Annotated in this window: 13 protein-coding genes; 4 read left to right on the forward strand and 9 right to left on the reverse strand. The window is 64.7% G+C overall.

The features are described from left to right. The first annotated feature begins 20 nt into the window (after positions 1 to 20). On the forward strand, positions 21 to 1,046 hold the full coding sequence (locus AWB66_RS00440) for an AraC family transcriptional regulator (protein ID WP_087628291.1): 1,026 nt from the start codon (positions 21 to 23) through the stop codon (positions 1,044 to 1,046). Positions 1,047 to 1,154: 108 nt separating this feature from the next. Then, positions 1,155 to 2,327 (forward strand): retroviral-like aspartic protease family protein, encoded by a 1,173-nt coding sequence (locus tag AWB66_RS00445; protein WP_087628292.1) that lies wholly within the window; start codon positions 1,155 to 1,157, stop codon positions 2,325 to 2,327. 9 nt (positions 2,328 to 2,336) lie between these two features. Here the strand turns inward: AWB66_RS00445 and AWB66_RS00450 are convergent, their stop codons facing one another. After that, entirely contained in the window at positions 2,337 to 3,509 is a 1,173-nt protein-coding gene (locus AWB66_RS00450; RefSeq protein ID WP_087628293.1) for an FUSC family protein, read from the reverse strand. Positions 3,510 to 3,582: 73 nt separating this feature from the next. Further along, entirely contained in the window at positions 3,583 to 4,014 is a 432-nt protein-coding gene (locus tag AWB66_RS00455) for a YqaA family protein (protein ID WP_087628294.1), read from the reverse strand. A gap of 291 nt (positions 4,015 to 4,305) precedes the next feature. Here AWB66_RS00455 and AWB66_RS00460 point away from each other — a divergent pair, with 291 nt between their 5' ends. Next, positions 4,306 to 5,265: an O-fucosyltransferase family protein gene (locus AWB66_RS00460; RefSeq protein WP_087628295.1), complete on the forward strand. Its 960-nt coding sequence runs from the start codon at positions 4,306 to 4,308 to the stop codon at positions 5,263 to 5,265. Positions 5,266 to 5,271: 6 nt separating this feature from the next. Here AWB66_RS00460 and AWB66_RS00465 read toward each other — a convergent pair whose 3' ends face one another. Genes AWB66_RS00465 through AWB66_RS00475 form a run of 3 tightly spaced genes read right to left on the reverse strand, consistent with a single transcriptional unit; the run spans position 5,272 to position 8,133 of the window. Further along, positions 5,272 to 6,096, reverse strand: a complete 825-nt coding sequence (locus AWB66_RS00465; protein ID WP_087628296.1) for an amidohydrolase family protein — start codon at positions 6,094 to 6,096, stop codon at positions 5,272 to 5,274. A 16-nt stretch (positions 6,097 to 6,112) separates the two neighbouring features. Continuing rightward, positions 6,113 to 7,381 carry an MFS transporter gene (locus tag AWB66_RS00470; protein ID WP_087628297.1) on the reverse strand — a complete coding sequence of 423 codons (1,269 nt, stop codon included), beginning with the start codon at positions 7,379 to 7,381 and terminating at the stop codon, positions 6,113 to 6,115. 29 nt (positions 7,382 to 7,410) lie between these two features. Further along, entirely contained in the window at positions 7,411 to 8,133 is a 723-nt protein-coding gene (locus AWB66_RS00475) for a GntR family transcriptional regulator (protein WP_087628298.1), read from the reverse strand. Positions 8,134 to 8,289: 156 nt separating this feature from the next. Here AWB66_RS00475 and AWB66_RS00480 point away from each other — a divergent pair, with 156 nt between their 5' ends. Continuing rightward, on the forward strand, positions 8,290 to 9,594 hold the full coding sequence (locus AWB66_RS00480; RefSeq protein ID WP_087628299.1) for an MFS transporter: 1,305 nt from the start codon (positions 8,290 to 8,292) through the stop codon (positions 9,592 to 9,594). A 17-nt stretch (positions 9,595 to 9,611) separates the two neighbouring features. Here AWB66_RS00480 and AWB66_RS00485 read toward each other — a convergent pair whose 3' ends face one another. From AWB66_RS00485 to AWB66_RS00500, 4 genes are all read right to left on the reverse strand, one after another. After that, positions 9,612 to 10,442, reverse strand: coding sequence for an amidohydrolase family protein (locus AWB66_RS00485; RefSeq protein WP_087628300.1), 831 nt, complete (start codon positions 10,440 to 10,442; stop codon positions 9,612 to 9,614). Between the two features lie 2 nt (positions 10,443 to 10,444). Next, entirely contained in the window at positions 10,445 to 12,175 is a 1,731-nt protein-coding gene (locus AWB66_RS00490) for a PHA/PHB synthase family protein (RefSeq protein WP_087628301.1), read from the reverse strand. 110 nt (positions 12,176 to 12,285) lie between these two features. Next, the gene (gene phaP, locus AWB66_RS00495) at positions 12,286 to 12,684 is read right to left on the reverse strand and encodes a TIGR01841 family phasin (RefSeq protein WP_087628302.1); all 399 of its coding nucleotides are present in this window, start codon (positions 12,682 to 12,684) and stop codon (positions 12,286 to 12,288) included. Positions 12,685 to 12,897: 213 nt separating this feature from the next. Continuing rightward, the gene (locus AWB66_RS00500) at positions 12,898 to 13,392 is read right to left on the reverse strand and encodes a CBS domain-containing protein (protein WP_087628758.1); all 495 of its coding nucleotides are present in this window, start codon (positions 13,390 to 13,392) and stop codon (positions 12,898 to 12,900) included. Positions 13,393 to 13,399: the final 7 nt, after the last annotated feature.

A 13,399-nucleotide genomic window follows, 5' to 3' on the forward strand; every position in this document is an offset into this window, starting at 1 on the left:
GACATTCTCGGAGGCAGGCCGTGTCGTCGAAATATCCGCTGCTCAACGAGCGCATCTACGCGCCCTACAAGATCGCGGCGCTGGTGGAAGTGCTTGCGGAGCAAGGCATCGCCCCGGAGGACAGCCTGAAAGGCAGCGGCGTGAAGGCCGAAGAAATTGACGACGCCGCCACGCTCACTTCGGTGCGCCAGTACGCGGCCGTGTGCAAGAACGCGATCCAGTTGTCCACCGATCCGGCCACGCCGTTCGAAGTGGGCTCGCGCCTGCACCTGTCCGCCTACGGCATGTACGGCTACGCGCTGATGTCGTGCCTGTCGTTGCGCGATTACTTCAGGCTCGGCGTGAAATACCATCGGCTCGCGACGCCTACCGTCACCATCGCCTGGACCGAATATCCCGATAAGGGCGTCTGGACCTTTCCCGACGCGTTCATCTCCAGTCCGTCGCGCGAACTGCGCGAGTTCGTGATCGAGCAGCAATTCACGCAGCACGTCACGCATTTGCAGGACGTCGCCGGCCGAAGCTGCCCGCCCGTGAAGGCCTGCTTTTCCTATCCCGCTCCGGCCCACGCCGATCTCTATCCGAAGTATCTTGGCTGCCCGTGCGAGTTCGATCAAGACCAATGCGAGCTGATCTACGACAGCGCCATCCTCGGCCAGAAGCCGCAGCTCGCGCATCTGCATTCGGCGGCGCTGCTCCAGGAAACCTGCGACCGTCTGATCGGGCAGGCGAAGACGTCGGTCGGCGCGTCCGGCGAGGTCTATCAGGTGCTGATGCGTGAACCCGGCGTCTTCCCGAGCATGGAAGAGGTCGCGCAAGTCCTGAAGATGACGAGCCGCACGCTGCGGCGCCGTCTGGAGGCGGAGGGAACGTCATTCGTCGCGATCGTCGACGACGTGCGCTGCTCGCTCGCGACGGAATATCTGAAGACGACCAAGATGAGCACCGACGATATCGCGATGCTGCTCGGTTTCAGCGATGCGGCGAACTTCCGGCGGGCGCTCAAGCGCTGGACGGGGAAAGGACCGGGGGAACTGCGTCACTGATTCGCGCGGGCCGTCTGGAAGCAGTATTTAACAATGACGCCGTGCTTGTCGATCGCATTGATATGTCATACTTAATATCTCTCCGTCACGTCTCTATGCTCCGCAAACATGGTCCGAAAACTCCGCAGGCAAGCGATCGCCTTCTGCTTCGTGGCGCTGGCGCCCTGGGCGGCCGCGCAGGCGCAAAACGTGTCGTCGGGTGCGGGCTGTCATCTGGATACCGAAGCAAAGCTGCCGCTGACTGACATCGGCAAACACTACGCCGTGCCGGTCGGCTTCAACGGCGAAACGCGTCTGTTCATCGTCGATACCGGTTCGGACAAAACGCTGCTTTCCGCCGACGCGGCCGACGCGCTGCAATTGCCGCGCAATATCGCGCATACCGAGCAAGTGAACGGTCTTGGCGAAAGCGCGGAGCATGACTATCCGCGCATCGTCGATTCGCTGAAGCTCGGGCCGGTGGAATGGACCCGTCTCGTCACGCCGACAGCAAAAATGAGCTTTCCCACGCAAGGCAGGACGACCTCCGTGATCGGCATCCTTGGGAACGATGTCCTGTCGCGTTTCGACGTCGAACTGGATTTCCCGGCGAAGACGATGACGCTCTATTCCGCGCGCAACTGTCGCGGCCGCTTCGCGCCGTGGAGCAGTGACTACCAGGCGTACTCGGCGGAATACACGTCGCGTCATCGTTTCATCCTGACGCTCGGGCTCGATCGTCACCGGATGCGGGCGCTGCTCGACACTGGCGCGGAATCCACGGTCGTGTCGCGAAAGGCGGCACTCGACGCCGGCGCCGACATCACCGCGAACGATCCCGCAAGCTCGGGCCGGGCCATCAACGGTAAGCCGTTGGACGTGCGCGTTCACCAGTTCAGGGAGATGACGGTGGGAGACCGTGCATTCGGAAATGCACGTGTCGGCGTGATCGACACGCCCATGTCGACCGACATGCTGCTGGGCATGGATTTCTTGCAGTGGCGCCGCATCTGGTTGTCTTATTCGACCGGATGGGTCTTCATGCAGTTGGGCTCGGCCCGCGGCGAGATCGGCGCGGTGGCGGCAAAGCCCGAACCATCGCCGTCCGTGCCGCTCTACATGCCGGGTCAATTGGCGGCAATCAGCAAGGACGACGCCGCTTCGGATGCGCTCCCGGCCGATCGCCTGCGCGCGTTTTCAACTCACTCGCACATCACGTATCAGGTGATGCCGCGCGTGGTCGAAGTGCCGCGCCTGTCGCCCGAGGCGCATGCGCCCGTGTCCTTCGTGCCGATCCATTAGTCGCCGCGTTCAGAGCGCGTCGCTGCTTTCGCGGGCGAGCGGCAGCCGGCTCATCGCGAGCATCACGGCGGTGAGCACGACGACGCCCATCAGGATGCCCGACAGGCGCATGAGCGCCGGCAGCGGATCGGCCGACCAGCGATGGTCCTGCACGAACACCATGATGAACGCGATGGTGAACTGCCGCCCGACATAGCTCGCGCCTTCCTTCCCGGTCTGCACATGGCAACCGGACCACACACCGGCCGACAGCGCGATCATCGAAAGCCAGGCGTGATCGCCCAAAAGCGGCAAAAGCGCCACGCCGATCAATCCCGCGAGCAGACAGCCCGCGAAGCGCTGGACCATCCGTTCGGCGACGGGTCGTCGCGTGTGACCGGCCAGCGACGCCGCCGGCAGAATGAGCACGGCCATCGCGGTGACCATCGCCTGCGCGAAACCGGGCAGCTTCAGGATATAGATGAGCGCCGCCAGGATCGCGATCGATGCCGCGCCCTGCCACGCGAGCAGCTTGCGCGCGGCGCGAATCGACTCCGGCGACGGCTGCGCGACCGACGCGGCGAGCGCCTCGACGGCGGCCAGCGGACGATACCGGCGATACTGCCGCTCGCCGGCGTGAAAGACGCCCGACACCGGCACGCAGGCCAACGTCCCGACGACGACTTCCGACACGCGCAGCGTCGCGAACGAGGCGGTCGCCGCGAAGGTGGGGAGCGTGTGCGCCTCGAAGATCACCATCAGCGCGGTGGCGCCGCCGAGCACCCACGCGTAGCTGAATTCCGACGCGAGCGCCCGGTACACGGCGACGCCCCCGATCGCGCCCATCGCCGGCACAAAGAGCCACGGCAGACCGCCGAGCGCGGGACCGGCCAACGCGCCGAGCAGGCCGCCGAGCACCGTGCCGAGGATCCGATGCAGCCCGCGCCGCGCGGACGCGGCGAAGCTCGTCTGCATGACCGCGAAGCCGCTGATCGCCGCCCACCAGGTGTTGGACAGGTCGAACGCCCGCGCGAGCGCCACCGCGAGGGCGACCGACGCCACCGCCTGCGCGGCGAAGCCGGCGCGCTCCGCCGAGGGCTTCCATGCCGCCAGTTCGCGGCCGAGCGCCGTCAAGGCGTCGCGGGTGATACGGATGAGCGTCGCGAACGGCGAAGGGCGCGGGTCGGGCGGGCGAGCGTTCATGGTCAGCGTGCGTCGATCGACTTTCACCGAAGGATGGAAAACGCAAACTCTGCGCACGGGATGCGACTCGGCCTTACATCATCGTCAGCGCCGCCACCGCGACGTAGCGTCCCGTCTTCGCGATGGCGACGATCAAGAGGAACGACGGCAGCGGCTCGCGCAGCACGCCCGCGATCATCGTGAGCGGGTCGCCGATGACGGGCGTCCATGACAACAGCAGCGTCCAGCGCCCGTACCGACGATACCAGCGTTCCGCGCGATCGAGCGCGACCGGCTTGATCGGAAACCATCGGCGGTCGCGGAACCGCTCGATCGAGCGCCCGAGTACCCAGTTGATTGTCGAGCCCGCGATGTTGCCGACGCTCGCCACCGCGACCAGCAGCCACGCCGGATGCCCGCCGTGCAGCAGCAAGCCGACGAGCAGCGCTTCGGACTGGAGCGGAAAAATCGTCGCGGCGACGAGCGCGACGACGAAAAGCCCGCCGTATATCGACAGATCGGTCATGGGGCATGGCGGCGTTCGCGGAACATGCACGATACACGCGTTCGCGGCGTCGTTCGGGGTTAACTCCAATTAGCCGAATATGAAAGACATCGCCATTGGCGACGCCAACGTTTGCGTAAAAGATCGACCAGTTTCGTAGAGGAATTCTTACCGGACTGCGTTTGTTACCCAACGAAATCGCATGTTGGATTTACTCCGCTGCGATATGGCAGTGCTATTCTTGGCGCACAGTTCCTGGTATCGCACGCCGTACGCAAATTCCAACAAGCCTAATTGATTAGGAGTCACGCGATGTTGCGAAAGGTGGTAGATCGGGTGAGACAATTCCGGCGCAGCGAAGGATTCAAGCATTCCGTCGCCACGCCGATCCGGTTCTCGCTGCATGCACGCCAGCGTTTGAACCGCAGCGTATTCGCCATCGAGATCAGGGAAAACTCCGGCTTCTTTTCCGTGATGCAGATGGTCCTGTTCATTCTCATGCATTGCGACGAAAAGCGGCTGACACCGCGCATCTCGGCGCGCGGCGGGCTTTACGGCGATCCGGAAGGCAAGATCGACTGGTTCTCGGCGCTCTTCGAAACCGTGCGGCCGTCCGCCGGTGCGCCCTCGCCGCGCAAGGTCCGCACATCCACCGTGCGCGATCTGGTTCAACTGGGTTTTCGCCAGCGTTATGAGGCGGGACTTCGCCTGCACGGCGCGAGCGAACTATTCCGGTCTTATTATCGGCCGGCGGCGTCTGTTCGCGAAGAAGTCGAATCGATATGTAAAAGACTCGACATCGGCGAATCGACTTTGGGCGTGCATTTCAGAGGCACCGATAAAAAGATCGAAGCCATGACGGTGCCGTGGGGCGATTTTTGCCGGCTGGTCGAACAGACGCTCGCGCTCAATCCGCAATTGACGAATATATTCGTTTCAAGCGACGAACAGCCGTTCATCGATTTCTTTTGCGCGTGGCCTTTTAGCCGCCCCGTTAAAGTGGCGCCCGCGAAACTGCTTTCGAACGGCGATAAGCCGATTCATTTCAGCGGTTATCCAGGACTCGAAATCGGACGCGAAGCGCTGGTATCGAGCCTGCTGCTTTCGAATTGCGGTTATCTCGTGAAAATGCCGTCGTATTTATCGGCGTGGTCGAAGATATTCAATCCCGATTTACCGGTCACGCTCGCCGCGCCGCCGAGGCCGGACGCCTTCTGGTTTCCCGACAGCCAGATCTGGGCCGGGCAGGACGTCGGCGGCAAAGCGGCCTGAAGCGCGCTAAACGAAGCCGAACAATTGCGCGGGCGTGGTCGCCAGCACGGCGCGTCGCTCGCGCGCGTCCGGAATGAGCGTGTGCAGGACGCGCAGCGCGTCGCCGAAACGCTCCGCCCGCTCGAACTGCGTGTGCGGCCAGTCGCTGCCCCACACGAGACGGTCCACGCCGAACGCCGCTTTCAGCGCGTCGGTTGCCGCTCGCGCCGGCGCGAGCCCGCCGATCCGGTAGACGCCGGACACCTTCACCCAGACTCTCCCCGTGCGTCCGAGCGAGAGCAGATCGCGAAAACCCGGATCGCCGACGCCCAGCGACGGCTCCGGCCGCCCGAAATGATCGACGACGATGCGCACCTCGTAATCCAGGAGCGGCCGGACGATGCCCGCGAGCCGCGCCGCCTCGACATGCAATTCGACATGCCATCCGAGCCGCGCGATCTGCGCGAGCGTCGCCCGCCATGCCGGATCGTCGAAATGCGGGTCGGGCGCTTGCAGGAGATTCAGCCGGATGCCGACGACGCCCGCGCGATCCATCGCCTCGAAAGTCGCGGGCTCGCACGACGGATCGATTACGGCGACCCCGCGCAAACGCCCGGGCGCGCGCGCCAGCGCGTCCAGCAGATAGCGGCAGTCGGTGCCGAGGAAGCTCGGCTGCACGAGCACGCCGTGCGAGATGCCGTGGGCGTCGAGTCTCGCAAGATAGTCCGCGAGCGTCGCGTCGTAATCCGGCGCGTAGCGGCGCCGCGCCGCCAGCGGCAGTCCGCGCTCGAAGACATGCGCGTGCGCATCGATGGCCGTGATCGCCGCGTCGTGTTCCTGCTGGTTCGCCATGTTGCGTCGGCCCGCTTCAGCGCCGATGCGCGCGCGGCAGCGGCACGATCGTCTCGGGTTCCGGAAAGTCGTCGGCGAGCGTCCTGCCGCGCGTTTCCGGCAGCATCAGCACGGCCACGACGACGATCGAATACGCGATCGCCGCGTCGATGCCGATCGCCATGCCGAGCGACATGTTCGCGGACATATGCCCGACCAGCACCGGAAAGCCCGCCGAGACGACGCGCCCGACGTTGTAGCAGAAGCCCACGCCGGTGCCCCGCGTGCCGCGCGGATAAAGCTCCGAGAAGAGCGCGCCCATGCTCGCCGGGATGCCGGCCGCGAAGAAGCCGAGCGGAAAGCCGAGCACGAGCATCGCGGCATTGCCGAGCGGCAGAAACAGATAAACGACGACCGTCGCCACGCAGCAGATCGAGAACAGCAGGATCGTCGCGCGCCGGCCGATGCGATCGAGCAGGTGCGCGCTCACGAGACACCCGCAAAAGAACGCGACGATGATCACCGCGAGATAGCCGCCGGTGCCGAGCACGGAGAGATGGCGCTCGGTCTTGAGGAAGGTCGGCAGCCACGTCATCAGCGCGTAATAGCCGCCGTGCGCGCCGACGCCCAGCAACCCGCCGACGAGCGTCATGCGCAGCATCTGCGGCGCAAAGATGCTGAAGAGCGGCATGCCTTTCGCTTGCACGTCGCGGCGCGCCACCGGCTCTTCGACGCCGCGCCGCACATAGAGGATCAGCAGCGCCGGCAGGATGCCGATGCCGAACATCACGCGCCATGCGGTGTCGGCGGGAACGAGCGAGAACATGAGCGCATAAAGCAGCACGGCCGCCGCCCAGCCGACCGCCCACGCGCTCTGCACGGTGCCCATTGCCTTGCCGCGATGCTCGGGACGAATCGCTTCGGCCATCAGCACGGCGCCGGCGGCCCACTCGCCGCCGAAGCCGAACCCTTGCAGGCTCTTGAGCACGAGAAACATCGGATAGGTCTGCGCGAACGCGCAAAGGAACGTGAAGACCGAGAAGAACGCGACGGTCCACTGCAACGTCTTCACGCGGCCGATGCGGTCGGCGAGCATGCCGGCGACCCATCCGCCGATCGCCGATGCCACCAGCGTCGCGCCGCCGACCAGCCCCGCCTGCGTGCGGCTGATCGACCATTCCGCGATGATCGCCGGGATCACGAGGCTGAACATCTGCACGTCGAGCGAGTCGAGCGCCCAGCCGCCGAAGCACGCCCAGAACGTGCGCTTCTCGTTGCCGGATATTTCCCTGAACCATCGGAACATCGTTGACTCCTGGCTGCGCCCGCGCTGGATCAGCGGATCTCGGCGGTGTAGATGAATTCGCTCGCCGGACCGCGCGAGCGTCGCCATTCCAGCGGCTGGCGATCGTAGCCGTAGGCAAGACGCTCGATGACGACCGTCGGCGTGCCCGGCTCGATGCGCAGCAGGCGCGCATGCAACGGCCCGATGGACTCGACGGTCAGCGTCTCCGTCGCCGATGCGATGACCTGGTTGCACTGCGCCTCATAGACCGGATAGAGCAGGTCGCCGATGTCGTCGATCGGCAGTTGCGCGAAGGCCGCGAAGCGCTCGAACGGCAGCCAGATTTCCTCGGCGAGCATCGGCACGTCGTCGATCAGGCGCAGCCGCGACAGGCGGATCACGCGTGCCTTCGGCGCGATTTGCAGCGCGGCCGCGACGGCCGACGGCGCCTCGGTGATTTCCCGCCGCAGAATCCGACTCTCGGGGATGCGCCGCTCGCCTTGCTTCGTCTGAAAGCGGAAGAAGCGGAACAACGAACTGTCGAAGCTCGCGCGCCGCACGAAGGTCCCGCGGCCCTGAAAGCGTTCGAGCAAGCCTTCGTTCACCAGGAGATCGACCGCCTTGCGCACCGTGCCGACGGCGACGTCGTAGCTCTTGGCGAGCGCCTGTTCGGTCGGGATGGCTTCGCCCGGACGCCAGTGGCGCGCGGCGATCTGCGCGATGAGTTCGTCGCGCAGACGCTGGTAGCGGGGGAGTCGGTTGTCGGCTTGCATGTCGGTTCGTGTCGTGAATTCATGTATATGTTTGCATGTTTTTACCGTCGAGGTCACGTTAAGACAAACCCTAAAAAGCAACTTCGCCGGGTAATTACTGATTGTCGCGCCGTCGGATTCAACCAAACATATATATGAATTTCACGGAGAGACCGCATGACCCCGACGACTTCCCTCAGCGAACAGCAGGTCGTGACCAAGACCGCATGGCGATTGATGCCTTTGTTGATCGTCATGTTCCTGATCGCGTTCATCGACCGGCAGAACGTCGGTTTCGCCAAGTTGCAGATGGTGCACGACCTCGGCATGACCGAGGCATCGTACGGGCTGGGCGCCTCGCTGTTCTTCATCGGCTACCTGCTGTTCGAGGTGCCGAGCACGCTCGCGCTGCATCGATTCGGCGCGCGGCTGTGGCTCGCGCGGATCATGCTGACATGGGGCGTCATCACGGTCCTGATGGCCTTCACGCATTCGATGGGCCTCTTCTACGTCTTTCGCTTTGCGCTCGGCGTGGCCGAAGCGGGCTTCTATCCGGGCGTGATTTTTTACCTGACGCTGTGGTTTCCGCAGAGCCATCGCACGCGCATGCTCGGGTTCTTCACGCTCGGCAGCGCGCTTGCCAACATGCTCGGCTCGCTCGCGGGCGGGTTGCTGCTCTCGCTCGACGGCAACTTCGGCCTTGCGGGCTGGCAATGGGTGTTCGTCGCGACGGGCGCGCCGGCGATCCTGGTCGCGGGCGTCGCGTTGCGCTTTCTGCCGAACTCGGTGGACGACGCGCCCTTTCTCTCCGACGACGAAAAGCGCGTGATGAAGAGCGCGTTGTTGCGCGAGGCGTCACCCGAGGCAACGTCGACCCATCCGTGGCGCGCGCTGATCGATCCGCGCGTCCTGATGTTCGCCGCCGCGTACATGCTGATGTCGACGTCGCTGTACGGCGTGACCTACTGGATGCCGACGCTGCTCAAGAGCGGCGGTGTACCGTCGTCGCTCAATGGCTTGTTGAACATGATTCCGTGGGGAATCGGCGCGCTGCTGCTGCTGTGGCTGCCCGCGAAACTCAAGCGTGAGGGCGTCGTGCTGAAGGCGATGGCGATCGTCGCGGGCGTCGGGGTGGTGGGTTTCGCGCTGAGTCTGGCGTTGCCGACGCTGCCGCTGCGCTTTGCCGCGCTCGTGCTCGGCGGGGCGTGCATTCCGCTCTTGTATCCGTGCTTCTGGTCGCTGCCGCCGCGCTTCTTTTCCGGCGCGCGGGCGGCGGCGAGCGTCGCGGCGATCAATTCAATCGGCAATCTCGGCGGGTTCTTCAGCCAGAATCTGATGCCGTATGTCGGGAAGGTCGCGGGCAACGCGGGCGCGCCGATGGTCGTGCCGATGGTGTGCCTCGCGACGCTCGGGATCGGGATGACGGTTGCGTGGGGGATGTCGCAGCGTCGGGGGATGGTGCGGGCGGCGGCGGGGCGGTGAGTGTTTGGGCCGGTCTTTCACCGGCCCAAACCGAACACCCTCCGCGGCGTGTCCCACCACACGCGCCGCCGTTCCCCTGCATCGGGAACAATGTGCGCGAACAGTTCCAGCAACGGCCCATAATCCAGCCTCGACGTCGCGCGCAGAAACGGCCAGTCCGATCCCCACACGCACGCATCCGGCCCGAACGCGCGCAGCAGTTCCCTCACATAAGGCTGCGCGTCTTCGTAGGGATGATCCTGCTTCGAGAACTTTTGCCATCCCGACAGCTTGACCGTCACGCGCCCGCCATCCGCAAGACGCAGCAGCGCCTGAAACCCCGGCTGGTTCAAGCCGTGCTCGACTTCCGGCCGCCCGCAATGGTCGATCAAAACCCGCATCCGCGTGCGTTTAATCATCGGCAGCAACGCCACCAGTTGATCGCCGACGACCTGAATCTGCGCGAACATGTCGAAGTCGGCGAGCATGTCGAGGAGCGCGCCGGCATCGTTGAAAACCGACGCGCCTTCCATCGCCGGATTGAACGCGACGCCGACCACACCCGCCGCCTTCAGCGCTTGCAGTTCGCTGCGGCCGATATCGTTATCGACCACCGCGATCCCCTTGAACCGCCCCGCTCCCTGCACGATCGCATCGAGCATGCAGCGATTGTCCGTGCGATAACCGCTCGTCGGACCGACGAGCAGCGCGTGACGCACGCCGTGAGCGTCCATCACGCGCAGGAACTGGCTGGCCGTGCCGATCTCCTGGCCCGAAGGCCGGTAGACCGTGTCGTCGCGATAAGCGAAGCGCGCCGGATCGAAGATATGGTTGTGGCAGTCGATCTTGTCTTCTTCGTGGATAGCCATGCTCACGCGCCCATCACCTCCGGCGGATGCTTCGCCACGTAGCGCCCCGGCGCGGGCTCGATCGGCTTGAACTTGGCGTTGCCGAGCTTCTTCGGCGCGGCGACCTGCTTGCCCGCATGCGACTGCAACCAGGTGCTCCAGTGCGTCCACCAACTGCCCGGCTGCGACGTTGCCGACGCGAGCCACGCTTCGGCATCGTCGTCGAGCTTGCCGTCGGTCCAGTAGGAGCGCTTGTTCTTCGATGCCGGATTGATCACGCCCGCGATATGCCCGCTTGCGCCGAGCACGAACTGCGTCTCGCCGCCGACGAGTTGCGTCGAACGATAGGCGCCCTTCCACGGCACGATGTGATCCTCCTGCGTGCCGAAGATGTAGCTCGGCATGTCGATGCGCGAAAGATCCACCGGCGTGCCGCACATCGTGAGTCGTCCGGCCTTGCACAAGTTGTTTTCGAGGTACATGTTGCGCAGATACCAGGCGTACATCGGTCCAGGAAGATTGGTGCCGTCGGCGTTCCAGTAGAGCAGGTCGAACGCCTGCGGCGCGCCGCCCTTCAGATAATTGTTCACGACATACGGCCAGATCAGGTCGTTGGCGCGCAGCGTCTGGAACACGAAGCCGAGTTCGCTGCCGGCATAGATGCCGCCCTTTCCGATGCTCTGCTCGCGCTGCGAAACGCCCTGCTCGTCGATGAACACGCCGAGATCGCCAGGATCGCTGAAATCGAGCATCGTCGTGAGGAGCGTGAGGCTCGCCACGGTGTCGTCGCCGCGCGCACGCAGCACCGCGAGCGCCGACGACAGAATCGTCCCGCCGACACACCAGCCCACCGCGTTCACCTTGTCGGCGCCGCTGACCGCGCGGCCCACTTCGAGTGCCTTGAGCGCGCCCTGCTCGACGTAGTCGTCCCATGTGATGTGGCCGAGGCTCGCATCGGGATTGCGCCACGAGACGAGGAACACGGTATTGCCCTGTTCGCACGCGAAGCGCACGAACGAGTTCTCCGGCTGCAGGTCGAGGATATAGAACTTGTTGATGCACGGCGGCACGATCACGAGCGGCCGCTCGGCGACCTTGTCCGTGAGCGGCGAGTACTGGATCAACTGGAACAGATCGTTTTCGAAGACGACCGAGCCCTTGGACACCGCCACGTTGCGGCCCACTTCGAAGGCCTTTTCGTCGGTGATGGAAATGCGTCCGCGCTTCAGGTCTTCCAGCAGGTTCGCAAAGCCCGCGCGCATGCTTTCGCCATGCGTTTCGACGGCGGTCTTCATCGCCTCGGGGTTGGTGGCGGCGAAGTTGGCGGGGCTCATGGCATCGATGAACTGACGCGCGTAGAAGCGCAGCTTGTGCTTCTCCTTCGCGCCGACGCCCGCTGCCTCGACCATGTCGTTGATGAGCTTCGAATTGAGCAGATAGGTCTGCTTGAGCAGGCTGTACCACGGGTTGTCGCGCCATGTGTCGGCGGAAAAGCGGCGGTCGCCGCGCTCGGGCTGCACGGCGGGCTCGGCGGCCTGCCCGGTGGCGCTCGCCATCATGCCCATATAAAGCGCCATCTGCTGCTGCCAGTAATGCGCCTGCGCCTGGGCCAGCGCGAGCGCCGGCATCTTCGGGGCGGCCGCAGGCTGAACGCCGGTTTCTCCGGCTGCGCCCGTATAGGCTTGCAACAGCGTCTGCCCCGATTTGAAGAAACCCCGGACGAACTCGTCCGGCATGTTGAACGGCGCGGTCATGCTTTCTCCTTGGGATTGCAGAGTCAAAAGGCCTCCGGCGCGTCGCTCGCGCGACGCGCTTCGCCACCGGCGCCGGCTCGCCTTTAGCGCGACGCCGGCGTGGGCCCGCGCTATTTGCGCTGCAGCATCTTCTTGATCTCTTCCATGTGCTCGTTGGCGCGCTGCGTGATGCTCGTCATCGCATCGGTCTGCGATTTGCGCGCGATCTCGGCCAGATCCTTGATATCTTCGAGCGCCTTGACACACGCGTTGCGCGCCACTTCAGTGTGTTTAGTCGGATCGGCGCCGGCGGTCGCGGCGGCCTGGATGTCTTGCATCGCGCGGGTCAGCATCTCGGTCTGCTTGCGCGCCACCGCCTGCATCGAGTCATAAGCGGACTTGTTCGCCTCGACGATCGCCTCGATGTCTTTCTTGCGCGACTCCATCAGCGCGGACATGTCGACGCCGGGCACCTTGAACTGTTCGAGCATCTTGGTCAGATCGCCAAAGGGATTCGTTTGCTCAGCCATGACTGTCTCCTGGGTTCTCGCGTGGGCCGCGAGCGATTCGCGTGGGATGATGCATTCGAGCAACACTCATGCCGCTCGCCGGGCGTCGCGGGGCCGCGTCACGAACGCGGTGCCGCGCCAACACTTTACCCCGGCCGCGCGAAGCATGGTCGGCGCGGTGCGGCGTTTTTTCCGCTTGCACGGCAGCCGCGCCGATGATGGCGCGCCGGCTGTTCAGTAGCTGCTGGGGTCGGCGGTGAGCAGAATGGTCTGTTCGATCGCCATGCGCCTGAGCAATTGCTCGTGATGCGCGAGCATTTCCTTCAGCAGGTCGCCGATGGAAAGCATGCCGATCACCTCGCCGTCCGCCACCACCGGCAGATGCCGGATGCGCTTGCCGGTCATCAGTTCCATGCATTGCGGAACCGTGTGCTCGGGGCTCACGAAATGGACCTCGGCGGACATCACGTCGGCGACCGGCGTCTCTTTCGATGTCTTGCCGGTCAGCACGATCTTGCGCGCATAGTCGCGCTCGGAGAACACGCCGACGAGCTGCCGCCGGTCCAGCACGACGAGCGCGCCGACATCCTTATCCGCCATCGTCTGCAAGGCGGACAGCACGGACGCGTCCGGTGCCACCGTGTAGGCGCCGGGCGGCTTGCCCGCCAGCAGTTCGCTAAGCGTTTTGTAGCGCAGCAATTGCTCGGGGCTCGTAACAGTCTGCTTCATGATGCCG

This window comes from Caballeronia telluris (assembly GCF_001544495.1).
Taxonomy (GTDB): Bacteria; Pseudomonadota; Gammaproteobacteria; order Burkholderiales; family Burkholderiaceae; genus Caballeronia; species Caballeronia telluris.

Coding starts and splice junctions, on each gene's coding strand:
- AWB66_RS00470 (WP_087628297.1), bottom strand. CDS start 7,381: ATGTTCCGATGGTTCAGGGAAATATCCGGCAACGAGAAGCGCACGTTC.
- AWB66_RS00460 (WP_087628295.1), top strand. CDS start 4,306: ATGTTGCGAAAGGTGGTAGATCGGGTGAGACAATTCCGGCGCAGCGAA.
- AWB66_RS00485 (WP_087628300.1), bottom strand. CDS start 10,442: ATGGCTATCCACGAAGAAGACAAGATCGACTGCCACAACCATATCTTC.
- AWB66_RS00450 (WP_087628293.1), bottom strand. CDS start 3,509: ATGAACGCTCGCCCGCCCGACCCGCGCCCTTCGCCGTTCGCGACGCTC.
- phaP (WP_087628302.1), bottom strand. CDS start 12,684: ATGGCTGAGCAAACGAATCCCTTTGGCGATCTGACCAAGATGCTCGAA.
- AWB66_RS00480 (WP_087628299.1), top strand. CDS start 8,290: ATGACCCCGACGACTTCCCTCAGCGAACAGCAGGTCGTGACCAAGACC.
- AWB66_RS00455 (WP_087628294.1), bottom strand. CDS start 4,014: ATGACCGATCTGTCGATATACGGCGGGCTTTTCGTCGTCGCGCTCGTC.
- AWB66_RS00445 (WP_087628292.1), top strand. CDS start 1,155: ATGGTCCGAAAACTCCGCAGGCAAGCGATCGCCTTCTGCTTCGTGGCG.
- AWB66_RS00465 (WP_087628296.1), bottom strand. CDS start 6,096: ATGGCGAACCAGCAGGAACACGACGCGGCGATCACGGCCATCGATGCG.
- AWB66_RS00490 (WP_087628301.1), bottom strand. CDS start 12,175: ATGACCGCGCCGTTCAACATGCCGGACGAGTTCGTCCGGGGTTTCTTC.
- AWB66_RS00500 (WP_087628758.1), bottom strand. CDS start 13,392: ATGAAGCAGACTGTTACGAGCCCCGAGCAATTGCTGCGCTACAAAACG.
- AWB66_RS00475 (WP_087628298.1), bottom strand. CDS start 8,133: ATGCAAGCCGACAACCGACTCCCCCGCTACCAGCGTCTGCGCGACGAA.